This is a genomic window from Pseudomonas serbica, assembly GCF_028823535.1.
In the GTDB taxonomy this organism is placed as follows: Bacteria; Pseudomonadota; Gammaproteobacteria; order Pseudomonadales; family Pseudomonadaceae; genus Aquipseudomonas; species Aquipseudomonas serbica.
In genome coordinates this window covers 165,916-190,773 of the sequence record NZ_JAQIYM010000007.1, presented here as the reverse complement: position 1 = coordinate 190,773, position 24,858 = coordinate 165,916, and the positions used below count along the sequence as shown (strand labels likewise).

Annotated in this window: 21 protein-coding genes and 1 pseudogene; 10 read left to right on the top strand and 12 right to left on the bottom strand. The window is 61.1% G+C overall.

Going from position 1 to position 24,858, the window contains the following annotated elements; translation table 11 throughout:
• Positions 1 to 195: 195 nt before the first annotated feature.
• The 5 genes from NQL71_RS13380 (at position 196) to NQL71_RS13360 (ending at position 6,285) form a co-directional block, all read left to right on the top strand.
• On the top strand, positions 196 to 1,314 hold the full coding sequence (locus NQL71_RS13380; RefSeq protein ID WP_077183010.1) for an HlyD family secretion protein: 1,119 nt from the start codon (positions 196 to 198) through the stop codon (positions 1,312 to 1,314).
• Positions 1,314 to 2,813 carry a DHA2 family efflux MFS transporter permease subunit gene (locus NQL71_RS13375; RefSeq protein ID WP_274642779.1) on the top strand — a complete coding sequence of 500 codons (1,500 nt, stop codon included), beginning with the start codon at positions 1,314 to 1,316 and terminating at the stop codon, positions 2,811 to 2,813. The genes NQL71_RS13380 and NQL71_RS13375 overlap by 1 nt, the downstream gene beginning before the upstream one ends.
• A 20-nt stretch (positions 2,814 to 2,833) precedes the next feature.
• Complete coding sequence (locus NQL71_RS13370; RefSeq protein ID WP_274642778.1) at positions 2,834 to 4,294, top strand: efflux transporter outer membrane subunit; 1,461 nt, start codon at positions 2,834 to 2,836, stop codon at positions 4,292 to 4,294.
• A gap of 31 nt (positions 4,295 to 4,325) precedes the next feature.
• On the top strand, positions 4,326 to 5,276 hold the full coding sequence (locus tag NQL71_RS13365) for an aldo/keto reductase (RefSeq protein WP_274642777.1): 951 nt from the start codon (positions 4,326 to 4,328) through the stop codon (positions 5,274 to 5,276).
• Positions 5,277 to 5,337: 61 nt separating this feature from the next.
• Positions 5,338 to 6,285 carry a LysR family transcriptional regulator gene (locus tag NQL71_RS13360; protein ID WP_274642776.1) on the top strand — a complete coding sequence of 316 codons (948 nt, stop codon included), beginning with the start codon at positions 5,338 to 5,340 and terminating at the stop codon, positions 6,283 to 6,285.
• Between the two features lie 36 nt (positions 6,286 to 6,321).
• Here the strand turns inward: NQL71_RS13360 and NQL71_RS13355 are convergent, their stop codons facing one another.
• From NQL71_RS13355 to NQL71_RS13300, 12 genes and pseudogenes are all read right to left on the bottom strand, one after another.
• Positions 6,322 to 6,588 (bottom strand): DUF2790 domain-containing protein, encoded by a 267-nt coding sequence (locus NQL71_RS13355; protein ID WP_274642775.1) that lies wholly within the window; start codon positions 6,586 to 6,588, stop codon positions 6,322 to 6,324.
• A 235-nt stretch (positions 6,589 to 6,823) separates the two neighbouring features.
• Positions 6,824 to 8,518, bottom strand: coding sequence for a BCCT family transporter (locus NQL71_RS13350; protein WP_274642774.1), 1,695 nt, complete (start codon positions 8,516 to 8,518; stop codon positions 6,824 to 6,826).
• Positions 8,519 to 8,747: 229 nt separating this feature from the next.
• Positions 8,748 to 9,995, bottom strand: coding sequence for an MFS transporter (locus NQL71_RS13345; RefSeq protein WP_179092128.1), 1,248 nt, complete (start codon positions 9,993 to 9,995; stop codon positions 8,748 to 8,750).
• A gap of 25 nt (positions 9,996 to 10,020) precedes the next feature.
• Positions 10,021 to 10,392, bottom strand: coding sequence for a EutQ-related cupin domain-containing protein (locus NQL71_RS13340; RefSeq protein ID WP_166619951.1), 372 nt, complete (start codon positions 10,390 to 10,392; stop codon positions 10,021 to 10,023).
• A complete protein-coding gene (locus NQL71_RS13335; RefSeq protein ID WP_046816335.1) occupies positions 10,389 to 11,717 on the bottom strand; it encodes an NAD(P)/FAD-dependent oxidoreductase in 1,329 nt (442 codons plus the stop codon). Before NQL71_RS13335 ends, NQL71_RS13340 begins: the two co-directional genes overlap by 4 nt.
• Before the next feature lie 10 nt (positions 11,718 to 11,727).
• Complete coding sequence (locus NQL71_RS13330; RefSeq protein WP_248687181.1) at positions 11,728 to 12,972, bottom strand: FAD-dependent oxidoreductase; 1,245 nt, start codon at positions 12,970 to 12,972, stop codon at positions 11,728 to 11,730.
• Positions 12,961 to 13,125 (bottom strand): annotated as a pseudogene (locus tag NQL71_RS13325) (rubredoxin); the annotation flags it as partial. The pseudogene NQL71_RS13325 and the gene NQL71_RS13330, both read right to left, overlap by 12 nt.
• A gap of 5 nt (positions 13,126 to 13,130) precedes the next feature.
• Positions 13,131 to 14,576 (bottom strand): aldehyde dehydrogenase family protein, encoded by a 1,446-nt coding sequence (locus tag NQL71_RS13320; RefSeq protein WP_077183003.1) that lies wholly within the window; start codon positions 14,574 to 14,576, stop codon positions 13,131 to 13,133.
• Between the two features lie 9 nt (positions 14,577 to 14,585).
• A complete protein-coding gene (locus NQL71_RS13315; RefSeq protein WP_178134416.1) occupies positions 14,586 to 15,773 on the bottom strand; it encodes an aromatic ring-hydroxylating oxygenase subunit alpha in 1,188 nt (395 codons plus the stop codon).
• 242 nt (positions 15,774 to 16,015) lie between these two features.
• Complete coding sequence (locus tag NQL71_RS13310) at positions 16,016 to 16,933, bottom strand: LysR substrate-binding domain-containing protein (protein ID WP_046816332.1); 918 nt, start codon at positions 16,931 to 16,933, stop codon at positions 16,016 to 16,018.
• A 186-nt stretch (positions 16,934 to 17,119) separates the two neighbouring features.
• Entirely contained in the window at positions 17,120 to 17,536 is a 417-nt protein-coding gene (locus NQL71_RS13305) for an organic hydroperoxide resistance protein (protein ID WP_046816352.1), read from the bottom strand.
• A gap of 662 nt (positions 17,537 to 18,198) precedes the next feature.
• Positions 18,199 to 18,528: a hypothetical protein gene (locus NQL71_RS13300; RefSeq protein ID WP_046816351.1), complete on the bottom strand. Its 330-nt coding sequence runs from the start codon at positions 18,526 to 18,528 to the stop codon at positions 18,199 to 18,201.
• Positions 18,529 to 18,709: 181 nt separating this feature from the next.
• Between NQL71_RS13300 and potE the strand changes: the two genes are divergently transcribed.
• The 5 genes from potE to NQL71_RS13275 all read left to right on the top strand — a co-directional run bounded on the left by potE (position 18,710) and on the right by NQL71_RS13275 (position 24,843).
• The gene (potE, locus tag NQL71_RS13295; RefSeq protein ID WP_046816331.1) at positions 18,710 to 20,119 is read left to right on the top strand and encodes a putrescine-ornithine antiporter; all 1,410 of its coding nucleotides are present in this window, start codon (positions 18,710 to 18,712) and stop codon (positions 20,117 to 20,119) included.
• Complete coding sequence (locus NQL71_RS13290) at positions 20,116 to 22,401, top strand: Orn/Lys/Arg family decarboxylase (RefSeq protein ID WP_046816330.1); 2,286 nt, start codon at positions 20,116 to 20,118, stop codon at positions 22,399 to 22,401. The genes potE and NQL71_RS13290 overlap by 4 nt, the downstream gene beginning before the upstream one ends.
• Before the next feature lie 119 nt (positions 22,402 to 22,520).
• Positions 22,521 to 22,922, top strand: a complete 402-nt coding sequence (locus NQL71_RS13285) for a hypothetical protein (RefSeq protein WP_046816329.1) — start codon at positions 22,521 to 22,523, stop codon at positions 22,920 to 22,922.
• Positions 22,923 to 23,098: 176 nt separating this feature from the next.
• On the top strand, positions 23,099 to 23,377 hold the full coding sequence (locus tag NQL71_RS13280) for a DUF3303 domain-containing protein (RefSeq protein WP_274642773.1): 279 nt from the start codon (positions 23,099 to 23,101) through the stop codon (positions 23,375 to 23,377).
• Positions 23,378 to 23,574: 197 nt separating this feature from the next.
• Positions 23,575 to 24,843 carry an OmpP1/FadL family transporter gene (locus NQL71_RS13275; RefSeq protein WP_274642772.1) on the top strand — a complete coding sequence of 423 codons (1,269 nt, stop codon included), beginning with the start codon at positions 23,575 to 23,577 and terminating at the stop codon, positions 24,841 to 24,843.
• Positions 24,844 to 24,858 lie beyond the last annotated feature (15 nt).

Below are 24,858 nucleotides of genomic sequence, written 5' to 3'. Positions count from 1 at the left end.
CAAAAATAAGGAACCACAAATTCCTTGATCCATGTTTGTTCAAGCGAAGCTCGAACCGGGTGTTGCAGCGACGAAACAGAGGCGCCGGAGCGATCCTCCCAACCGCCTGCGGGTTTGCTTTTCCACAACATTCATTGACGTCGGCGCCAGGCGAAAACTGCAGGCCCGCCTTCCCGGTTAAAGGTGCATTCGATCATGACTCAACCCATCGACATCACGGCTGCGCAGGCCCATGAGGCCCAATCTCCGATCAAAAAAAACCTGAAGGAAAAACTGCGGCCCTGGCTGATGGTGGGGCTGCCTGCCCTCTTCGCCGCCGCAGGTTATGCGTACTACGTGGCGGGCGAGCCCTTCGTCACCACCGACAATGCCTACGCCCGGGTGGCCAAGGCCTCGGTCAATGCGCGGATTTCCGGGCAGGTCGTAGAGATTGCGGTCGAGGACAATCAAAAGGTCAGCAAGGGCCAGGTGCTGTTTCGCCTCGACCCCAAGCCCTTGCAGATTGCAATCGAGCGTGCCGAGGCGCAGCTGAATGTTGCGCGGCTGCGTATCGATGGGCTCAAGGCCAGCTACCGTCAGCAGCAGGCTGAACTGCAATCGGCGAAAGCGTCGGCGGACTTCGACCAGAAGGAATTTGCCCGCAAGAAAGCCTTGGTCGCCACCGAGTTCGTGTCCCGGGCCCTTTATGAGCGCGCGGAAACCGACCTGAAGATCTCCCGGCAACGCATCGCCTCCATCGAACAACAGATCGCCAGCACCGTCGTGGCCTTGGACGGCAACCCGAACATCGAGGCCGACAGTCACCCTGCGGTGCGCGAGGCCAGGGCGCAGCTCGACGAAGCGCAGCTGTACTTGTCCTACGCCACGGTCTATGCGCCCGCCGACGGCATTGTCGCCAAGGTCGACGATCTGCAGGTGGGCAACTACCTCAACAACGGCGCGCCGGCCTTTGCGTTGATTTCCGATCACGAGACCTGGGTCGAGGCCAACTTCCGGGAAACCCAGGTCACGCATATGCGTGCGGGCCAGGAAGCGACCATCAGCATCGACACCTACCCAGGTCGCGTGTTCAAGGCCCACGTGACCAGCATGAGCCCCGGCGCCGGGTCGGACTTTGCCCTGCTGCCACCGGAAAACGCCACCGGCAATTGGGTGAAGGTGGTGCAGCGGGTACCGGTTCGCCTCGAACTGGATGACGCGGACCCTGCCCTGCCGCTGTTTTCCGGCACCAGCGCCACGGTCAAGGTCGATACCGGGCATCGCACGCCATGGTGGCACCCGCTCAAGTCGCTGCTGACCGCAGGTAACTTCTGATGAGCGCCCATGCACAGTTAACCCCGGACCCGGGTGGTGCGCGCTCGCTCAGGTTGGCGGTGCTGCTCGCGACTTACATGCAGTCGGCCAACCTGCCGCTGCCGAACGCGGTACTGCGGCTGATTCAAGGCAGCCTGTCGATGACCGACGACCAGGCCGGCTGGATTTTCACCGCGTACCTCGCGGCCAGCGCCATTACCATGCTCATAGCCCAGTGGCTCGCCGCACGCTTTGGCTTAAAGTGCATCTATCAGGCCGCGCTGGCCTTTTTCGTCCTCGGCTTGTTGCTCGCGACAGTGGCCACGACGCCGCTTCAGTTCATCGGCGCACGGATCATCCAGGGCCTGGCCAGTGGCATGCTGGCGCCCCTGTCGATGGCGATTGCCATGGACACGCTGGCACCCGAGAAGCGCCTGAAATTCGGCGCGAGCTGGACCGCCATCGTGCTCCTGGGCATCGTCAGCGGCCCGAGCATCGGCGGCTGGATCGCCGAGCACTTCGACTGGCGACCGATCTTCTACATCAGCCTGCCGTTATCGGCGTACATCTTCCTGGTCGTGGCCCTTTTGCTGGCCGAGAAAAAAGCCGTTAAGGCGCCGTCTTTCGACTTCTTCGGCTTCGGCAGCTTCACCCTGGGCTTGATCAGCCTGCAGATGCTGCTCGACCGTGGTGAACGCCTGGACTGGTTCGACTCGCCGGAAATCTGGGTCGAGGCACTGGCCTGCGGTCTGGGTTTGTATGTGTTCATGGTGCACCGGTTGACCACCCAGGTGCATTTCCTCAACAAGCGCTTGTTCAGCGATCGCAATTTCGTGCTGTCGACCCTCATCTTTTTCGCCGTGGGATTCGTGCTGCTGTCGACCATGGCGCTGACCTCGCCGATGCTCGATGAGATTCTCGGTTACCCGCCTGACACCACAGGCGCCCTGACCATTCCACGGGGCATTGGCCTGGTCGGCGCGTTCCTGCTGATGGGGCGTGTTCCAGAGCGTTTCGACCGTCGACTGTTCGTGGCGGCAGGCGTGGCGCTGGTGATCTATGCCAACTGGCTGATGCTCGGGTTCTCCCCATTGATGGACTGGTCGCCGGTAGCCGTTGCCGGCGCCATCCAGGGCATCGGCATCGGCCTGTTGATGCCGGCGCTCACCAAGGTGGCGTTCAGCACCCTGGACCCCGCGCTGCGCCCGGAAGGTACCGGCCTGTTCAACCTGTCGCGTGTCTACGGCAGCACCCTCGGCGTGGCGATCGTGCAGATTTTCTTTTTCAACAATACCCAGGCGATGCACCTGGCGCTGGCCAGCAACGTGACGCCGTATCGCGCCGCCGCCCATTTCGGCACGGCGTCGATGCCCTTGCCGGCACTTGAAGGGCTGAACCACATGATCACCCACCAGGCCGCATTCATCGCTGTCGTCGACCAGTTCAAGCTCTTGCTGGTGGCGATGCTGGTGGTCAGCCCGCTGGTGGTCTTTCTTCGCAAACCCGTAACCGCCAACTAAGTTTTCGTGGAGTCTGCATCATGAAATCCAGTCATCTGTTGCCAACGAAACTCACGACACTGGCGGCGCTGGTCTTGCTTTCGGCCTGCACTGTCGGCCCCGACTTCGAGACCCCGACGGCGAGCCCGTCACAGCATTACGATCAACAGGCCGAACAGCGTCTTGGCCAGGGCGGTTCGCAGCGTATTGCCCTGGGCAACAAAGTCCGCGGGCAATGGTGGTCCGCCCTTGGCTCGCCCAAGCTCGATCAGGTGATGCGCCGTGCCATCGACGGCAACCTGGAATTGGTCGCCGCCGACGCGACGATCCGCCAGGCGGCGCAATCGGTGGCCGCGGCGCAAGGTGCGCTGTATCCGCAGGTCGACTTCGGTGCTACAGCAGGTCGCCAACGCGTGCACAACGCCAAGGAACCCTCGATCACCAACTTCTATGCGATCGGGCCACGGGTCGGTTTCGACCTGGATGTCTTCGGTGGCAACAAACGGCTGATCGAACAGCAGCAAGCCTTTACCGATCTGCAAACCCATCGTTACGAAGCGGCCTACCTGACCCTTACCGGCGAGGTGGCCAGCCAGGCATTGCTGATGGCGTCTGCCAATGCCCAGATGCAGGCCGTGGAGACCTTGCTGGACAACGACGTCCGCAACCTCGAACTGGTGCGCGCGGCCCATGTCAACGGCACCACCACGCAGATCGACGTGTCGCTGGCCGAAACCCGGCTGGCCCAGGACCGCACGCTGCTACCGCCCTTGGCGCAGCAACGGGATGCGGCTCGCCATGCGCTGTCGATCCTGACCGGCAAAGGCCCGGCTGACTGGATCGCGCCGGACTTTCACCTTGATGAATTTGCCTTGCCGTCGAACGTGCCGGTCAGCCTGCCTTCGGAAATGGCCCACGACCGGCCGGACGTACGCCAGGCCGAGGCTGAGTTGCACATCGCCAGCGCCGCAGTCGGCGTGGCGACCGCCAATCTCTATCCTCGGGTGACCTTGTCCGCCAACCTGGTGCAGGCCGCGTCGGGCAATGGTGGCGCGGCGCTCTGGGGCTTCGCGGCGGGGATCGCCGGGCCGATCTTCAACGGCGGAACCCTCAAGGCTGAACGCCAGGCCGCCGTCGAGGGTTACAACGCGACACTCGCGGGCTATCAGCAGACTGTCATCAGTTCGTTCGGCCAGGTCGCCGACACCCTGCAAGCGATCAACCATGACGCGCAGGCGTATCGCGCCCAGGAGGATGCCCTGCAAGCGGCCGACAGCAGTTTGCGCCTGAACCGGCAAGCCTTCGCCCAAGGCGAGAACGGCATCCTCCAGGTGCTGGAAGCCGAGCGCGCCTACCAACAGGCGCTGCTGGGCCAGGTCCGCGTCAAGACGGCGCAGTACCTCGACACCGTGCAACTGTTTGTAGCCCTCGGCGGCAACTCCGTCGGCGTGTTCGAGCAACAGGTTGCCAGCCGCGAAACAGCACGACGTTCGTATCAGTAGAGGCTGCGGCCTCGGTTATTGGAGTAGTGACATGTCTTACGAAGCTTTTCACGATGAACTTCGCGATACCCGATTTGCCCTCAATCACGGTACGGGGAAGATGCCTGCCGTGGGCTTCGGAACCCTGTTCAAAGACCTGAGCGTCACCACCCAGGCAATCACCCACGCCCTGGAAACCGGGTTCCGCCATTTCGATTGTGCCGAGCGTTATCGCAACGAAGAGAGCGTCGGCGTTGCCCTGCAAGCCTTCATGGACGCGGGCAAGGCAAGGCGCGAAGAGCTGTTCATCACCACCAAACTGTGGAACACCAACCACCGTCCCGAGCGAGTGCGGCCGGCCTTTGACGCCAGTTGCCGACGGCTGCAGGTGGAGTACATCGATTGCTACCTGATCCACACGCCCTTCGCTTTTCAGGCCGGGGACGACCAGGACCCGAGGGACGCGTTCGGTCACGTCCTCTACGACTCCGGCGTGACCTTGATCGACACCTGGCGGGCCCTTGAGCAACTGGTGGACGAAGGTCGCTGCAAGTCCATCGGTCTGTCGGACATCACCCTGCCGGCGCTGAAAGAGATCGTCGCCGTGGCGCGAATCAAACCCGCCGTGGTGCAAGTCGAAGCCCATCCGTACCTGCCGGAATGGGAAATGCTCGACTACTGCAAGGAACACGGGATCATCGTCCTGGCCTTTGCCCCGCTGGGGCATGGTATGGAACCGAACGTACTGGACGACGAGGTGATTACCGGGATCGCCCGGCATTTGCAACGAACCCCGGCCCAAGTCTTGCTGGCCTGGGCTGTTCAACGAGGTGCAGCGTTCCTGACCACTTCGGCAACACTGAGCCATATCCGCGAAAACTTTGATATCGCGACCCTGCCCCACCGGGCCATGCTGGAAATTCGCGAAGAGATCACAACGCGAATACGCTTCAATTCGGTCGTGGAAACCGGTGTACCGGGCTTCATCCCGCGCAAGAAATAACAGGCCACCAGGGACGGTCCTGGGCCGTCCTTTTTTTTGTTGAGCGCTTGAGGTGACAACGATGGATGTTTTCCAGAGCATGCGGTTTTTCATGGCCGTCGCCCAGAGCGGCAGCTTTACCGCGGCGGCGCAATTGCTGGACACCACCACGACCCATGTTTCCAAAGCGGTCTCCAGCCTGGAGGCCCGGCTGCAAACCCGCCTGATCAACCGCACGACCCGGCGCCTGGCGTTGACCGAAGCCGGTACGCGCTATTTGCGGCGCTGCGAGAGAATCCTGGAAGAACTGCGTGAAGCGGAAGAGGAAGCAGGCACCGCACAGGTCACCCCCATGGGCCGCCTGAAGATTCATGCGATGTCGGCCATCGGCAATCATTACGTGATCGACGCCATTGCCAAATACCGCGAGTCACACCCCTCGGTACTGTTTGACCTGGCCCTGACCAATCGACTGCCGGATCTACTGGAAGAAGGCTTCGACATGTCGATCATCCTCGCACGGGAGCTGCCCGACTCGGGCTTTGTCGCCCAGCGGCTGGGGATCACCTACAGCATTCTTTGCGCCTCGCCGACGTACCTTGAGAAACGCGGAATACCCGACACGCCGGGTGCGCTTGGCGCCCATGATTGCCTGAGAATCGTCAACACGGTGATGCCGGCCGAGCACTGGGTGTTCGAAGGCCCCGAAGGCGTGGAGACCGTCAACACACCGGTGTCACCGTTCCACGTGAACACTGCCGACGCCATGACAGTCGCCATCACCCGGGGCATGGGGATCGGCATCCAGCCGATTGCCTCCGCCGTGGCCGGCCTCAAGGCAGGAACTTTGGTGCGGGTACTGCCGCAATACCATTTTGAAGAGTTGAACCTGTTCGCCATCTACCCTTCACGAAAATTCGTCGATGCAAAAATAAAAACCTGGGTGGAGTTTCTCAAGGACTACCTGCCCGGGTTGTTGGCTGCCGATGACAAAATTGCCCGTGCATCAAAAAAAACCAGGAACCTCTGAGGATGGAGTGTCGACCCTCCACCGCCACCGCCGCACTCAACCGTTCGAGCATCCGCTGCCCAGGACCTGATACTGCATGACATGGCGCTGCCCCTGGGAATCCTCGTAGGTCATCTGCGCCGAAACCGGACCACACTCCGGCCCGACATCGGACACGGAAATGACCTTCTTGATGTCCAGGTTCGAACCGTAGGTGTAGGTCTCGATCGGAGGTTTGCTGGCCGCGGTTTTGGCCTGGCTTTCTTCGGCAAAGGCCTGGGCAGCGATGCAACTGAGTGCAAGGACAATCGCTATTTTTTTCATGGGGTTCACCGTCTCGTCAAAGGTAGGGGTACCTTCCGTACCCGTGGGCCGGGTTCAGTCGGTAGAGACGATGCTAGGGCTTTACCCCGCGGCCAAACAGCGCCTTGGCAGATAAACACTGTTAACAGAATGCGCAGGAATCGAGGGATCGAAACTTGATGGGTGGACATGAAAGCGAAACCGCCTGCTGTGTCAGCGGACGGTTTCGGCAGGTTCATGGCTGCCTCGGCGAGGCTCAGTAAGCGGTCGTTGCCGTCAGGGCTGGGCTTGCACCCAGGTTCGATGGCGCTTCACGTCCTTCCTGCCTGGAAAGCGCTTGCTCCGGCTGAGGCTCCTGCGCAGGCGTCCAGGCCGGCACACTCGGCATCTCCTTGCGCAAGCTATGGATCAGGGTATAGGACATCACCAGCAGCAACATGGCGATCGGCAAGCCGGCGGCGATACTCGCCATCTGGATGGCCTTGAGCCCTCCTGCCAGCAACAGGCCCGCGGCAATGGCACCTTCCAGAATGCACCAGAGCAACCGGATCCAGTTGGGTGGATTGGTGCTGCCCAGGGCACACAAAGTGCACAACACCTGGGTTCCGGCATCTGCCGTGGTGACAAAGTGCACACCCAGCAACACACACACCAGTATCGAGAGAACGGCGCCAACAGTAGGGCCATCAAGTGTCTGAACCAGCGTGAACATCGCCGCCGTGGTTTCTTTCTTGGTGGCAAGCAGCACCGTGCCGCCTTCGAACTTCGGTTGTTCCTGACCCACAACCTGGCTGGCAACGGATGCCTGGTAGGCCTGCCGATCCTGCTGTTCATTTTTCAGCGCCGCGCCACCGAACACCGACATCCACAGGATGGTCACCAGGGTCGGCACCACCAGCGCGCCAATCACCAGTTCACGGATGGTCCGGCCTTTGGAAATGCGCGCGATGAACAGACCGACAAAAGGCCCCCAGGTCATCCACCACGGCCAGTAGAACGCCGTCCACCAGTTTTGCCATTCGGTGTCTTTCTGCGTGTCCATCCAGAAGCTGAGGCCGACGATGTTTTGTACATAGTCGCCGGTGGATTCAAACATCAAGTTGAGGATGTAACGAGTTGGACCGATAGCCAGTACCGCCAACATCAAAATAAATGACAGGTACATGTTAAGCGTGGAGATGCGCTTCATACCCTTTGACAGCCCGGCAAGTAGCGAAATGCAGGCAATGATACTGACAACCAGAATGATAGATAACTGTAACCCGATACTGACCGGAATACCGAATACCTGGTGCAGCCCGGTATTGATCTGCGCAACGCCGAGGCCAAGCGATTGGGAGACCCCAAAGGCCGTGATGACGACACCCATGATATCGACAACATGCCCGATCCAGCCGTAGATTCGGTCACCAATCAGCGGGTAAAGCAGCGAACGCAGGGCCAGCGGCAAACCTTTACGGTAGGCAAAGTAGGCCAGGCTCAGGCCGATCATGGAGAAGATCGCCCAAGGATGCAGGCCCCAGTGGAACAAGGTGATGCGCATCGCCAGGGTGGCCGACTCGTCCGTCAGGCCCTTGGAAAACGGGTTGTCGGCATAATGCAGCATGGGTTCGGCCACGGACCAGAAAATCAGGCCGATGCCCATGCCCGCACTGAACAGCATGGCAATCCATGACGCGAAACTGAACTCGGGCCGATCGTGCTCGGTGCCCAGTTTGAGATTGCCGAAACGGCTGACGGAGATATACAGCAGCAAACCGAGCACGCCACTGATCAGGGCGATGTAATACCACTTAAAGTTATGCAGGATAAACACCGAAGCCATTTCAAAAGCCTTGGCTGCCTGCTCATCTTTAAATGCACAAAACAGAACAAATGAGATCACCGCCACTATCGAAGCGACTGTGACATTCGGGTTCAAGCCTTTTAACATGCCTGATTGCGCACGCATTGTTTTCCCCTTTTGTTTTTGTTTAAGGGTTTTAGAGAGTATTCCGCAAGATACTGCCCCCTTGATGTCGAATGACATCAGGGCGCTGTATATCTTCAGATTAATTCCGGTCTAACTCTGTTTTTGGCAGTATCGCCAAGATGATTGAAACCTGACCATCGCTCAAACCATTTTTAATCACCGACTCATGAGAAAAACGCATCAATAAATCCGGCTCGCCCTCCTCCACTTAACGCCCGTCGATGCACTCACCCAGGGGGTCAACCACCGATACCAGGTTAGAGCTGGCAATCCCGTTTGGCGTCACCGGATGATCCAGCGGCGCATCCTTTTGCAGGTGCTTGCCCGTGATTTTCGCCTGGCCTACGCACAGTGCGAGCAACGCGGCGCTGCCGGCATAGAAAAAGTAGAAGCTTGAGGTGCCGAAGAACTCCATCAGCAGACCCGCAATCAGCGGACCGATGCAGGCACCGACACCGAAGGTGATCAACAACATGCCCGACAGCGAAACGCGCAGTTGCGGCTCCATGTTGTCGTTGGCCAACGCCACGCCCAACGGATAGAGGCAGAACTGCAGAAAGCCGATCGCCGAGCCGAACCACAGCAGAGTCACGAATGTTGGCGCTTGATTGAAGCCCAGCGGCAGGCTGATGAGCACCAGCAAGACCGCCACCGCGCGGATCAGACTTGCACGAGGCAGACGATCCGAGAGCCAGCCCAACGGCAACTGCGCCAACAGCCCGGCACCGATGGTCAACGCCATGAGCTGGCCGACCTGTGCTGTTTCCAGTCCCTGTTTGCTGGCATAGATCGCGGCCAGCCCGTAGAAGCTGCCATTGATCATGCCGGACACCAGAATCGTCACCAGGGACTGCGGAATGCGCCGCAGAAACAACCGCAGGTCGATCGAAGCCGCGGGCACCGCCGTCGGATGGGCGCTGCGAGTGAGCGCCACCGGCACCGAGCACAGCGCAAACACCATCGCCACACCCAGCAGCGCACGAATTCCCAACCCCTCGTCGAGACTCAAGGCCAACTGACCGAGCATCATGCCGACGTAGCTGGCGACCATGTACAACGCCAGCACGCTGCCGCGCTGCTCGGTCCGGGCCTGGTCGTTGAGCCAGCTTTCCAGCACCATCAGCTGGCACATCATGGCCAGCCCGACCAGCCCCCGCAGCACCAGCCAGAAAGGCAGGGACGTGCTGAACTCATGCGCCAGAACCGCTGCCGCAATCAGTCCGGCACAGGCCGCATAGGTTCGAATATGCCCGACCTGTGCGATCAGGCTGCGCCCGACCCAGCCACCCAGCACCATCCCCAGGGCATTGGCGGCCATCAACGCACCCCCTGCCGTTTCACTCGCCCCCATCGCATTGAGGCGCAGTGCCAGATAGGTCATCAGCAATGTCGATCCCAGCTGCATCAACAGGCTGGCCAGATAAAGAGCACCGAAGGTTTTTGTCAGTCTTATCACCGTGCGATCCCCCGAAATTTGCGCTTCAAGCCAAGCCGTGAATGTGCTTCCAGTTGCCGGGGTGAACCACATACCCGAACAACGCATGCCCGCCATAAATCAGTTCGGTGCCTTCGGGTATCCACAGCAACTGCCCGGGCGTGACCTCAAAAAGCTCGTCACCAACGCGCAATTCGAAACAACCTTCGATCACGAAAATCACCTCGTCGTACAGCACCGTCCAGGCCACTTGCGCACCTTCCCAGCGGGCGAAACCCACGCCGATGTTCGGCGATACTTCGTTGCTGATGGCGCGCGCCACATACGCGGCGCCTGGCGGGCCGCCGCGAAAGGTAAAGTCCAGGTCCTGATGGTCGATGCGCAGTACCCGACGCTTGGCGTCATTCGTCCGGCTCATAACTCACTCCGGCTGTTCCAGGCCGCCAGGCGAATGCGCGAGCGAACGCCCAGGCCGAGAAAGGGTTCCGGCGGATTGAGCGATGGCATCCCGGTCACCGCGCGAATATCGTTGAGCTGCGCCGAGTCGGCACCCACCGCGAGATCGGCCAGCATCGTTCCGGAAATGGTGCCCCAGGCAGCACCGACGCCGTTGTCGCACGCCGAGGCGTAGACACCGTTTTCCAGCTCGCCGAAAAAGTTGGTGAAGTTACGCGAGATGGCGTAGACGCCACCCCACGTATGGCTGAAAGGCACCCCGGCCAGCTGCGGGAAGCGCGCCAGGAAAGCCTTGCGGTGCGAGTCCTGCACTTTCGAACGCATGCCATCGCTGGTGCTGCGACCGTATTTGGGCACGTGCTTGTAGGTGTTGCGAATGATCAGCCGACGGTCCTGGGTCATGCGTACCGTGGTGCCGGCGTGATCCGCCGGGGTCAGCCCCCAGTCCAGTTGGCCGCCATAGGTGGCCAGTTCCGCATCGGTCAAGGGGCGGGTCCAGCTGGCAAAGGTCATGACCGGCAACAGGCGGTTGCGCAGGTAGCCAAACTCCTGGGTGAAGATACTCGTGCCCAACAGCAGTTGCGGGGTACGGATCTGCCCTGCACTGCCGTGCAAGATCCAACCGCCACGGCCGTCGCGCTCCAGGCGCTGGATCGGTGATTCTTCCAGCAACTCGACATTGGCCGGCAAGGTCCGGGCCAGGCCCGTGACCAGCGCCGCCGGTTGCATCAGGTAGCAGCCGGGGGTGTAGATGGCGCCGCGGTAGTGCCCGGTGCCCAGCACCTTGGCCAGTTCTGCGCTATCGGCGCGGCGGAACGGTTCGCCAAGGTCGCTCATCAGTCGTTCGAAATGATCCAGGTAGGCCAGGCCGCGTTCGCCGACGGCGCCTTGGTACTTGCCGGCATGGGACCATTGGCAATCGATCCCACGGCTTTGCACCAGGCCTTGCAGTTGCGCAATCGCGGCGCGGTTGAGCGACAGCAAACGCTGTTTGTGCGCGGGGTCCGGATGCTCCAGCGCGAACTTGTGCGGCAGGTCGATCACAAAGCCCGAGTTGCGCCCCGAAGCGCCATGGGCGACCCGCTGCGCATCCACCAGAAGAATACGGGCTTGCGGATGATGCTCAGCCAGGCGGCGGGCCGCGGCCAGGCCGGCAAAGCCCGCGCCGATCACGGCATAGTCGGCGCGCTGCTCGCCGGACAGGCGCTTGCAGGCCGGTTGCGCGGGCAGCGCTGCATACCAGCCGCAACTCGCATCGTCATAAGGCAGGTTGATCAAGTTTTTCATGTGTCTGGCCTCAGGCGACCGCCTGCTGAGAGTGCTGACAGGACTGCAGCAATGCGCTGCGTTGCGTTTGCGCTTGGCGACCGAGCAGGACAAAGCCATTGAGCTGGCCCTGGGCGCCGTAGAAACCCGCGCTCAAGCCATCCTCTGTCGGCGTGCAGCGCCACTCACCCTGGCTGTCGATGGCCGGCGCCAACAGGCATAGCGGTGCGGCCGGGGTCTTGACCGTGACGGGCATCAAGGGGTAGTCGACGGCGGTCGGATGGCCAAGCAGGGTTTTACTCAGCGCCTGGATGCCCTGGTTGATCGGTGCCAGGTAAGGCAGCAGTTGCCCGCCGATTTCGATGCAGTCACCCAGGGCGTAGATGCCCGGCACCGAGGTTTGCAGATGGGCATTCACCTGAATGCCTCGTCCAACCGCCACGCCGGCACTTTCGGCCAGGCTCAGGTCGGGGCGCAGACCGACGGCGGACAACACCAGATCGGCCTCCAGGGTGTGGCCATCGGCAAGTGTCAGGCGATAGCCCTGCCCGCTGGCGTCAATGGCTTGCAGGGTGTTCTGCAAATGCCAGGTCACTCCCAGTTCACTCAGCGCATGCTGCAGCATCTGCCCGGCATCGACGGGCAACAGGCGCTCCATCGGCCAGCGGCCCAGACCGATGACATCGACGCTGAAGCCATTGTGGGCCAGGTCGTTGGCAAACTCGCAGCCAATCAGACCGTCCCCGAGGATGGCGACACGTCGCACGCCACCCAAGCGTTCACGGAAGCCGTGATAGTCCTGCAGATTGTTGACGCTGATCAGCGCTGAAGTATCGCCCTGGATCGGCAAGCGAATCGGTTGCGCACCGCTGGCGAGGACCAACTGGCCGTATTCCATGTCACCGAAGCTGGTGCGCAGGCGCCGCGCCGCACTGTCGATGCCCAGCACCTTGCAGTAAGGATAAACCCGCAGGTCCAGACGCTGCTCGATGGCCAGCGGCGTTTCGCCGGACAATGCCTCGGCGCTTTTGCCCTGGGACAACCCGATCGAAAGCGCGGGCTTGGAGTACAGGTGACCGGACTCCTGCGTCAGCACGCGGATCTCGACCTTGGGGTCGGCCTTGCGCAATGCCTGGGCCAGGCCGTAACCGGCGTAACCGCTGCCGATGATGACGATCGGCTGGCGCGGCGACGGCGTTGCGACAGACACCGGCGGCACGCTGACCGGCACGCTGGCGACCGCTGCCGCCTGGGTGTATTCGCTGATATCGAGCATCTCGAAATCGGCCTTGCCCACGTGGCATTCGGGGCACATCCAGTCTTCGGGGACATCTTCCCAGCGGGTGCCAGCGGCGATGCCGTCCTGAGGCCAGCCCAGGGCCTCGTCGTAGATCAAGCCACACACGATGCAAAGCCAGGTCTTGAACATGCTATTCACTCCCCCGCCACCCGGATGGCTACGTTTTTGGTGCGCACGTAGCTGTACAAGGCTTCCTGGCCCTTCTCCCGACCAAAGCCGGACAGACCGACACCGCCGAATGGCGTTTCAATGCCGCCGGCATACCATTCGTTGACGAACACCTGGCCGGATTTCAGGCGGCGCGTGCAGCGCATCGCGCGGCTGATGTCCTGGGTGAACACACCGGCTACCAGGCCGAACTCAGTGCCGTTGGCGATGGCAATCGCCTCTTCTTCGGTGTCGAACGGCATGATGGCCAGTACCGGCCCGAACACTTCTTCGCGGGCAATGCACATCTGTGCAGTCACGTCGCGGAACACGGTCGGGCGCATGAAATGCCCGGCCCGATCAGCGAATGCTTCGCCACCGGTGACCGCCACCGCGCCGTCTTCCACTGCGCGGCGACACAAGGCTTCGATACCTGCCAGTTGCCCGGCGCTGACCACAGGCGTGAGCTCGGCGTTGTCCTGGCCCAGGCCGACGCCGAGCCCTTGGGCCATGGCGACGACGGCCTCGACCACCTCTTCATAAATCTCGCGCTGCACCAGCAGTCGCGACATTGCCGAACAGACCTGGCCGGCATTGAAGAAAATGCCCGACTGGACGCTGGCCAGCAGTTGCTCGCGGTCGGCATCGGCGAAGGCGATCGCCGCGGACTTGCCGCCCAGCTCCATCACGCTGGGAATCGCATGCTGCGCGGCATCACGCAAGATCGACTGGCCCGTCGGTACGGAACCGGTGAACACTATCTGATCGACAGCACGATGACTGACCAGATATGCGCCGACTTCGCGGCCGCGGCCGCAAATCAGGTTGACCGCGCCGTCGGGCAAGCCGGCCTTGGCAATGGCGCGGATCAGCACACACACGCCCAGGGGTGAAAGCTCGGGGGACTTGATGACCACCGCATTGCCAGCCGCCAGGGCCGGGGCCAGCGAACGGGCGCAGATCGACACCGGAAAATTCCATGGAACGATCTGAGCCGAAACGCCCATCGGGTCGTACAGGGTAAAGTCCATGTAGCCATTGCCCAGCGGGATCGACGTGCCCTCGATCTTGTCGGCCATGCCGGCGTAATACTCGAAGTAGCGCGCGGCCTCGATGAATTCGTCCCGGGCATCGCAGAGGCGCTTGCCGTTTTCCTGGCACAACACCCAGGCGCCCTCATCGGCCACGGCGCGAATTTCCTCGGCAATGCGCAGCAGCCAAGTGACCCGCTGCGCCGGACGCACCCGGGTCAACTCACCGCTGTCGGCACAGCGGCGGGCCGCCAGCAACGCCCGCTCGGCATCGGCCACGCCGGCCTGGGCGATGGTCGCGACCGGCTCGGCCGTTCCCGGGTTGTTCACCGCCAGATGCTGGTCGCTGTCGCACCATTGACCGTCGATGTAATTGAGCCAGTGGGAGGCTATCGGATACATGGGACCTCCTCAGGCAGACGGTGTGGTGGCGAGCAGTTGACGCGCGGCCCACTGGTGGAAGAAGTGCGTCGGGATGTCCATCTCCGGCGAAAACGCGCCGCCCTTGTAGCCCGGAGAATGACGGCCTTTCTGCATGCCTTCGACCGAGCTGATGTCCTCGGCGAACACCACTTTCCAGGACTCCAGGATCGCCTCACGGCAAGCGCTGAACTCATCGCTGCCCGCCGCGTCGTCACCGACATAGAACAGGCGCAAATGTTCGATGGTGCGTCCCGGCGCGACTGGCTCCAGTTGCATGGCGAAGGCATGGTCGGCCTGGATGCCGAGCAGCACGTTGGGGAAGAACGCGACATATTCGGCGTTGCGCAGGCGATCCAGCGGCCAGGCCGGGAATTTCGGCAGATGCGTGCCGGCGACGTCCGACAGGTTGTAGGCATAGCTGCCCTGGCCGGCGAAATGCTGGTCAAAAATGATGTTGTAGTGGTCTTCCAGGCGCGAGTACGAGTTCAGGCTCGGGTGCACCCACGGCAGGTGATAGGCCTCGCAGTAGTTCTCCACCGCCAGCTTCCAGTTGCAGTTGATGTCCAGCGTGGTGGCGTCATGCCCCGGACGACGGCGCAGCAGGCTCATGCCGTCCTCGCCGAGAAATTGCGCCCAGCGTGTGGTCAGGGGCGCCAGCATGTCTTCGAGCGGTTGTGCGTCGCCGGACAGGTTGATGAACACCATGTCCATCCAGATGGCACTGCGGATCGCTTTCAAGCCGTGCTTTTCACAGGCGAAGCGTTCGTCCTTGTGCTGGTCGATGCCGCCGACATGGGGAGTACCGCGCAGCCCGCCGTTGAGGTCGTAGGTCCAGGAATGGTAAGGGCAACGAATGACGCCCTGCACTTCACCGGCCTCCTCCACCAGCTTCATGCCACGGTGGCTGCAAACGTTATGGAACACCTGCACCAGGCCTTCACGGTTGCGCATCAGCAACAAAGGCAAGCCCATGAAATCGACAGGCTTGACCGAGCCGGCCTTGCCCAGGTCGCTGGCGAAACCGACACAAGCCCAGGTTTTACCCATGACCTGATCGCGCTCAAGCTCAAAGTAGCGTTGCTCGGTGTAGAACTCGTTGCCGAGGCCAGTCGCTTCGTGAATCGGATTGAGGACGGTTTCAAGCTGATGCACAGGAATTTGCTGGATGCTGCTCATTATTGTTCTCCCCTGCTGGGCACGGTATTGAAGGGTCGGCAGGCGCATTGGCCCGGGTCCGCTGGCAGCAAGTTTGGGAAAACAGGGGGTATCTCGACAAACGATATTTCCGGCGCAATTCATGACTTTTTGTCATAAATACGCGTATGCGAATTAGCCGCTCGGCATTAGAAATACCGAGGGTTCGAGGCATGAGTGTTAAAGAATTTCAGTGGGTCTGTATGACAGCCATCGCAACGTCGTTAATCGTTATCCTGGGGCGCTGGAAGTTGATTCATCAGCCAGGTGCGGAAGCGTTTTACACTTTGGCGCATGCCACCACGCGCCAAGGGTTCCAGTAAACAGAACTGCGCGTCTGTGCGTAAAACGGTGTCGAGCGGTCGCACCAGGGCACCGGTCTGCAGGTGATCATCGACCAGATTCGACCAGGCCAGCGCAATACCCTGTCCGCCGATAGCCGACTGGATCAGCATCGAGTAGCTGTTGATATTGATCCGGCGCTTGGGCTCGACGTTTTTCAGACCCAGGCTGCGGAACCATTCGGGCCAGCCGATCCAGTCACGCTGCAGGTCGTCGAGGAACAGCCACGTGCAGGCTGCCAGGTCCTCAGGCTTGTTCAGGGCCGGATACTTGGCCAGGTAAGCGGGGCTGCACACCGGGAAGACCTCTTCGGAAAACAACGGCGTGACCTGCATGTCCCTGGGCGGTGTCCGGCAGTAATACAGGGCCAGGTCACAATCCAGGCGAGAGAAATCCTTGACCTGGTCGTGGGCGATGATCCGCAGATCGATCTCTTCGTTCTCCCGTTGAAACTCACTCACTTTTGGCAACAGCCACAGGGATGCCATCGCGGTACTGGTGGCGACCGTCACTTGCCCGGCACCCTGCCAATGGCGAATTTCACCCGTGGCCTGGGCAACTTGCAGCAGTGACGCACGGACCGTTTCATAATATTGGCTGGCTGCCGGGGTCAGGTGGATGGTGCGGGTAGTGCGTTCGAACAGGACCTTGCCTAAATAGTCTTCGAGCAGACGCACCTGTCGACTGATCGCCCCTTGGGTGACGTTCAATTCTTGCGCAGCCAGGGTAAAGCTCAAATGCCGCGCGGCCGCTTCAAACGCGACCAGGCTATTGAGTGGCGGTAGAGGGTGGATTTTCATACAAGGCAGGTCACGTCGTTATTATGTTTTATCGCGGCAGTCTAGCCCCTGTCGCAGCGGGTGGACAGCGGCTTCGATGGCTCGTTGCCGAGAGCCTCGGACGCAGACCTGGATTGGGTAAATAGCCATTGTTGCAGGCGCTGGCGATGCTCCTCCCTGAACTGTCGCCAGGACCTTTTTTTCAACTCAAACGAGCTTGACCGTGACGTTGATGTTGTTGCGGGTGGCTTTGGAGTACGGGCAATACTTGTGGCCGGTATCGACCAGTTTCTGCGCGGTTTCGCGGTCCAGTCCCGGCAGGCTCACATTCAGTCGCGCCTGCAGCAGGTAGCCCTCTTCATTGGTGCCCAGGTCGACTTCGGTATCGACCGCCACGTCCTTGGGCAGCGCCACTTTCAATTCCTTGGCGGCGACGCCCATCGCGCCAATGAAACAGGCTGACCAACCGGCGGCGAACAGTTGCTCCGGATTGGTGCCGCCGCCACCGGCCCCAGGGGACGACAGCTTGATATCGAGTATGCCGTCAGAGCTGCGCGATGCGCCATCGCGACCACCGGTGGTGTGGGTTTTTGCGGTGTACAGGACTTTGTCGAGCTGGGTCATGATGATCTCCTGATAGATTTTGGGGTTCATGCAATGTCAGGTGAATCAGCGTTCAGGCTTGATGCCAGGCATTCAATATAGACGGCGTTGCCCGACCCAGCGCCCGATCCGACAAAGGCCATCTTCTGCACTGTAGGAGCTGGCTTGCCAGCGAAGGCGGCCTCACAGCCGCCACATCTCTCGCGGCCGTACTTGATCTACTGTGGGAGCCAGCCTGCCGGCGATGGCGTCCTGACAGACGACCTATTATTTGCTAACCGAGTACATATCCATTCCTGCGGTAACGGCCACTTATGGTTTCGCTCTTACAGCGAGTCACTTGGAAGAACGGAACGCCGCCCGGCACCAAGTAACCAAGGGCTCTTGCCCCTGGCGTTCGGTGCCTCGCTGTGGCTCGGCATACCCTCGCTCCGGTCCTGCTCCGTGGGCCCGCCGCGCTGGGCCATCCATGGCCCAGCGCGGCTAACCCGGCATCCATGCCGGGTTGCCCGCTGCGCAGAACCGGAACGAAGCCTCTCGATGGGGCAAGAAAATCAAAAGCCAAAACCAAAGCCAAAGCCAAAGCCAAAGCCAAAGCCAAAGCCAAAGCCAAAGCGAGGCGGTCTGTCGGCCGGCCTGGTTTGTTATGCGTATGGGTATCTCTTAACGTTCACACGTTTTAGTTACTTACGCGCCAACTTGTACCTCAAACAATCATCATAAAAACTTTGCCTTACCGCCGCCGGTTTGATCCGCGTCGGGCTGTCGTAAGTTTGTTCGGTAATGCCCATTGCCATCATCCGCATCCACGGCTTGGCAAACTTGTATGACTGGATCTTTTGCCGCGCCGCATACAGGGAAACCCCGGATAACTTGAGTTCCTGGGCTCTTGCTGCCGTGCCCGCGCCCCAACTGCACATGTAAGTATCACCGGGCTTCAGTTCCCTGGCCTGGGCAGAAACTGTAAGACCCGCGACGCTGAAAGAGAACAGCACGAACCAGACATTGCGCATTTGCATCCCACCTAACCGCCTGAAAATAAAGCGATTCTGGCGACAAGCGGAGAACATGGGGGCCAGCATAATGCCTTCTATGCAATACGTTGACCTGCATCAGTACGCCAAAGTCATTTTCTTGCGACATTTCAAAACTTTGCTATAGCTAAGCTCTCTCCGCAATGAACGAGGCAACGGAATGTCAGTCGCAAAGAAAATGAGTGTGGGTCAACTGACGATGTTGACCGCGGTCAACATGTTAGGCTCAGGTATTATTCTACTACCCTCGAAACTCGCGGAAGTGGGAGGAATTTCGATACTTTCCTGGCTGATTACAGCCACCGGTTCACTGGCATTGGCCTACGCCTTTGCGCGGTGCGGGATGCTCAGCCGAAAGACCGGCGGCATGGGGGGATACGCGGAGTACACCTTCGGCAAGGCCGGTAACTACCTCACCAACTACACCTATGGTCTCTCGCTGTTGATTGCCAACGTGGCGATCAGTATTACGGCGGTCGGCTATATCCAGGAACTGTTCCACATCCAACTGGACTCACTGCAAGTGGGCCTGGCGACCATTGCGCTGTTGTGGATCACCACGTTCGCCAACTTTGGCGGTGCGCGGATCACCGGCCGGATCGGCTCGGTCACCGTGTGGGGCGTGATTGCGCCCGTGGTGCTGGTGTCCACGGTTGGTTGGTTCTGGTTCGACAGCAGCGTGTACGCCGCGGGTTGGAACCCGCACAACATGGGCTGGCTAGACGCTGCGGGGGCTTCGGTGGCGATCACCTTGTGGGCCTTCCTCGGCCTTGAATCGGCGTGCGCCAACACCGATGCGGTGGAGAACCCCGAGAAGAACGTACCGATCGCGGTACTCGGCGGCACCCTTGGCGCGGCGGTGATCTACATCGTTTCCACCAACGTCATCGCGGGCATCGTCGACAACCCGGAGCTGGCCGCCTCTACCGCACCCTTCGGCCTGGTCTTCGCCAAGATGTTCACCCCATTGGTCGGCGACATTGTGATGGCCGCGATGGTGCTGGCCTGCATCGGCTCGCTGCTGGGCTGGCAGTTCACCATCGCGCAGGTCTACAAAAGCTCGGCGGACACCGGTTACTTCCTGTCGATCTTCGCCAAGGCCAACAAGGCCGGAACGCCAATCGTCGGCATGCTGGTGCTGCTGGCCGCACAGACGGCGCTGGGTTTCCTCACCATCAGCCCGGACCTCAGTAAACAGTTCGACACCCTGGTCAACCTCGCGGTGGTCACCAACCTGGTGCCGTACATCCTCTCCATGGCCGCGTTGATGACCATGCAGAAGGTGTCCAACGTACCGGCCGGCAAGGCATTGGCCACCAACATCATTGCCTGGGTGGCGGCCGCCTACAGCTACCTGGCGCTCTACAGTTCGGGCGAACAGGCGCTGATGCTCGGCGGCGTGGCGACCATCTTCGGCTACACCCTGTTCGGCTTCGTCAACAACCGCCTGATTCGTCTCGAAGCACTCAACAACAGCGTGCCGACACAGACCGTCAGCGCGCAGCACATCACTGGCAAACCGGTGCCGGTGAACAGCTTGAATAAAGCCACTCTGGAGGTTCACGCATGACGGAATATAAACACTCTCTCGGGATGCTCGCGCTACTGGTCAGTAGTCCGGCGGACAAGCGCACGGTATTTGGTCGCGCCCTCGATCAGTTGGTCAGTGATGTAGAGGGTCGTGGCGTCAGCGTACTGGCCTCGGAAAGCCTCAGCGATGCCGCGTCGATCCTGCGTTCGGACCCGGCGGTTCAATGCGTATTGATCAGCTGGGAAATGGACACCAGCGAAGGCCACGAAGACTGCATCAAACTGCTGGTCAAGCTGCGTGAACGCAACACTCGAGTGCCGGTGTTCCTGATCAGTGACCGCACCACCGCGTCGAGCATTCCATTGCTGGTCATGCAACACGCCGACGACTTTATCTGGTTGCCCGAAGACACCAGCCGTTTCCTCAGCGGGCGTATCCTGGCGGCCATCGAGCGCTATCGCCAGGCCGCCCTGCCGCCGATGTTCGGGGCGTTGGTGAAGTTTGCCAGGTCCTATGAATATTCCTGGCACACCCCCGGCCACGCCGGTGGTACCGCGTTTCTCAAAAGCACCGCGGGCCGGGCGTTCTACGAGTTCTTCGGGGAAAACCTGCTGCGTTCCGACCTGTCGATCTCGGTCGGCGAGCTGGGCTCGCTGCTCGATCACAGCGGCCCGATCGGCCAGGGTGAGCGCTACGCCGCCAAGGTGTTCGGCGCCCATCGCACCTACTACGTCACCAACGGTTCGTCGATGTCCAACCGCGTGATCCTCATGGCCAGCGTCACGCGCAACCAGATCGCCCTGTGCGACCGCAATTGCCACAAGTCCGCCGAGCACGCGATGACCCTGTCGGGGGCGCTGCCGACCTACCTGGTGCCGACGCGCAACCGCTACGGCATCATCGGCCCGATCCTCCCGCAGACCCTGAGCGCCGAAGGCGTGAAAGCGGCCATCGCCAACAACCCGATGGTCAAGGACGGCATCGACCCGACGCCGGTCCACGCGATCATCACCAACTCCACCTACGACGGCCTGACCTACAACGTCACCCGCGTCGAAGAACTGCTGGGCCAGAGCGTCGACCGCCTGCATTTCGACGAAGCCTGGTATGGCTACGCGCGTTTCAACCCGCTGTACCGCGACCGCCACGCCATGCACGGCAGCCCGGACGATCACGATGCTTCGAAGCCGACCGTGTTTGCCACCCAGTCGACCCACAAGTTGCTGGCGGCCCTGTCCCAGGCCTCGATGATTCACGTGCGCAACGGCCGCAACCCGATCGAACACGGGCGCTTCAACGAGTCGTACATGATGCACGCCTCGACTTCGCCTAACTACGCGATCATGGCCTCCTGCGACGTCAGCTCGGCGATGATGGAAGCGCCCAGCGGGCAGATCCTCACCAGCGAATCCATCGAGGAAGCCGTGGCCTTCCGCCAGGTCATCTCGCGCATGCACCACGAGATGCTGAGCAAGGACGACTGGTTCTTCACCTGCTGGCAGCCGCCGACCGTGCAGGTGGGCGATGCCACTGTGCCGTTCCACGAAGTCGATCCGCTGTTGCTGAAAACCGAGCCGAACTGCTGGGTCCTGCACCCGAACGAGGTGTGGCACGGCTTTGGCGACATCGAGGAAGGCTACTGCATGCTGGACCCGATCAAGGTCTCGGTGCTCAGCCCCGGCATGGGCGACGACGGCAACCTGCTCCCCACCGGCATCCCGGCCTGCGTGCTGACCGCGTACCTGGGGCGCCAGGGCATCGTCGTCGAGAAAACCACGGATTTCACCATCCTGTTCCTGTTTTCCATCGGCATCACCAAGGGCAAATGGGGCACGCTGGTCAACGCGCTGCTGGACTTCAAGCGCGACTATGACGACAACGTCGAGTTGGAGCTGTGCCTGCCGGACCTGCTGGCCGGCAACCAGACCCGTTACGCCGGCATGGGCCTCAAGGACCTGGCTGACGAAATCTTCGCCGCCATGAAGCAACACAAGACCACCTCGGCCATGGCCCAGGCGTTCGGCACGTTGCCGCAAGCGGTGTTCAGCCCGGTGGAGGCGTACGAGAAACTGGTGCGCAACGAGATCGAGCTGGTCACCCTGGAAGAAGCCGCCGGACGTATCGCCGCCACCGGTATCGTGCCGTATCCACCGGGCATTCCATTGCTGATGCCGGGTGAGAACGCCGGGGCTGCCGACGGTCCGCTGCTGGCCTACCTCAAGGCGCTGGAAGCCTTCGACAAATCTTTCCCAGGCTTCACCCATGACACCCACGGGATCGAAGCCGAGGCCGGGGTTTATCGGATGCTGGTACTGAAATGAGGTAAACGGGTTTCACAGTAACCCCTGTGGGAGCGGGCTTGCTCGCTCCCACATTTGGATCTCATTCGGACCAAATGCCTATGGGCAAATTCGATCACAGCGCTCTATGATTGAACCCCATGACCCCCACCGCCCCGATCCGCCAACCCTGCCCGCCCGGCGCCTGCGACTGCGGGCGTGACCCGCTGCTGGAAACGCCCGGCGCAGACCTGCGCATCCTGTTCCTGACCCGCACGGAAGAAAAACGCCTGGTCGAACGCCTGGAAAACCTGCAAAGCCTGCAGGACCTCGAACACCTGCAACGGCGGATGTTCGAGCAGTTGGGCATCCGTGTCGACATCGTGCCCAGCTTCAACGAAGTGCGGACCATGCGCGGCATTGGCATCCAGGTCGGCGAACTGCCGGGGCTGTGCCGCAAGACCCGCGCCTCGATCCCGGCCGCAATTCGTCGCGCCATGGAAAAACGCCCGGAAATCGCCTACGACCTGCTCAACGCCAACGACCTGTTGCGCGATACCTGACACCCGAACAGGATCGACGGTCGTACGTGAAGTGCGCGGCGCTGCTATGCCTTCTCAAGGGAGCAAGCGTATCAGGCCAGGCAGGATGACCCTGGCAAGGCAAACGTGACCGTGGTCCCGGCGCCAACCCGGTGCGCGCAGACACACAGGTGCCAATTCCTGGAAGGAGGTGGCAGATGTTATTCATCGTCAGCTGGAAAATCAGTACGGCCAATCGCAACAGTGCGATCGAACGTTTTCTCAAGACCGGTGGCGCGCCGCCAAAAGGCGTCACTATGATCGGACGCTGGCACGCCGTCGGCGGCGCGGCCGGATTTGGCATTGCCGAGGCCGATGATCCGGTACAGGTCCAGAAGTGGGTACTGCAATGGAGCGACCTCATGACCATGAAGGTCCAGGTGGCACTCACGGACGATCAGGTGGCGCCGCTGCTGGCAGCCGTTGCCGGCAGGTAATGGCATCGAGGCGGCGAGGCATCCTCGCCGCCTTGGCCCCAGGAATCTGGAACACCCGGTTTGACTCAGCCAATTACTGGATTTTTCAGGATAAATACCTACGCTCTTTCGCGAGTGATCCAAAATCCTGGTGCAGTCACCGGACTTCGTCCAGAGGACTGACGCCAGTACGTCATGGTCTTTGCGCAGGTGATCCCATGCAGGTAAAAACATCCGCCCTGCCCGCCTTCACCCTGTTAGCGCTGTGCTGCCAGCAGGCCCACGCCGGCGGCCTCATGCTCTACGAAATCGGCACCGACAACGCCGGCCTGGCCAACGCCGGTGCCGCCGCGCGGGCCCAGGGCCCCTCGACGATTGCCAGCAATCCGGCGGGGATGAGCTATCTGCCTGGCACGCAAATCACCGGTGGCCTGCAGGTGCTCTACGGCAACCTGGAGTTCAATCGCGACGGTGACACCAATGTCCAGGGCAGTGGCAGCGGCAATGCCCTTGACCCGATTCCCGGCGGCAGCTTCTTCATCAGCCATGAGCTGGACGACCACTGGAGCATCGGCTTTGGCCAGTACGCCGACTTTGGCCTGGCGGTCAACTACGACAACGATTGGTCCGGGCGCTACTTCTCGCAGAACGCCAGCATCGGCGGGCTGTCCCTGGTGCCGAGCGTGGCTTACCGTTTCAACGAGCAATGGTCGGTGGGCGTCGGCGCGAAGGCCATGTACGGCATGCTGCAGGCCCAGACCGCGATCGACCGCTCCCCATTCGCCCTCACCGACCGTGGCGATGGCCAGTTTAAATACAAGGACCAGGATTGGGGCTTTGGCGCGAACGTGGGAGTGATCTACGCCCCGCAAGCCGGCACGCGCATTGGCCTGACCTACACCAGCAAGGTCGATCTGGAGTTCGAGGACGGGCTGGATATCAAGGGCAACGGCCCGATCTTGAACAGGCTGGATGGCCTGGACACCCAGCTCGATTTGACGGTGCCACAAACCATCACCCTGAGCCTGTTCCAGCAACTGGATAGGCAGTGGGCCCTGCTCGCCTCAGTCAACTGGCAGGACTGGTCGGAGTTCGGCGAGGTCGGTGTGCAGGTCGACACCACGGCAATCGATGCGCGCTCGACGACCATCGACGCCAACTACAAAGACACCTGGCAACTGGCGCTGGGCGCGCAATACCAGGCCACGCCGCAACTGCTGTGGAACGTCGGCGTGGCTTACGACAGCAGTCCCGTTTCGGACAGCGACCGAACTTTGACCGTGCCGATGGCCGAATCCTGGCGCATTGCCACGGGAGCCACCTATGCTGTGAACAAGGACACCGATGTCAACGTCAGCTGGGCCCTGGTCTACCTTGGTGATATGCCGGTTGACCAAACCAAATCCGTGTCGGGCAACCGGGTTTCCGGTCAGTTCGACACAGCCTGGATATCGGCCGTAACCGGAAACATGACCTGGCGTTTCTGATTAAAAAAAAAATGA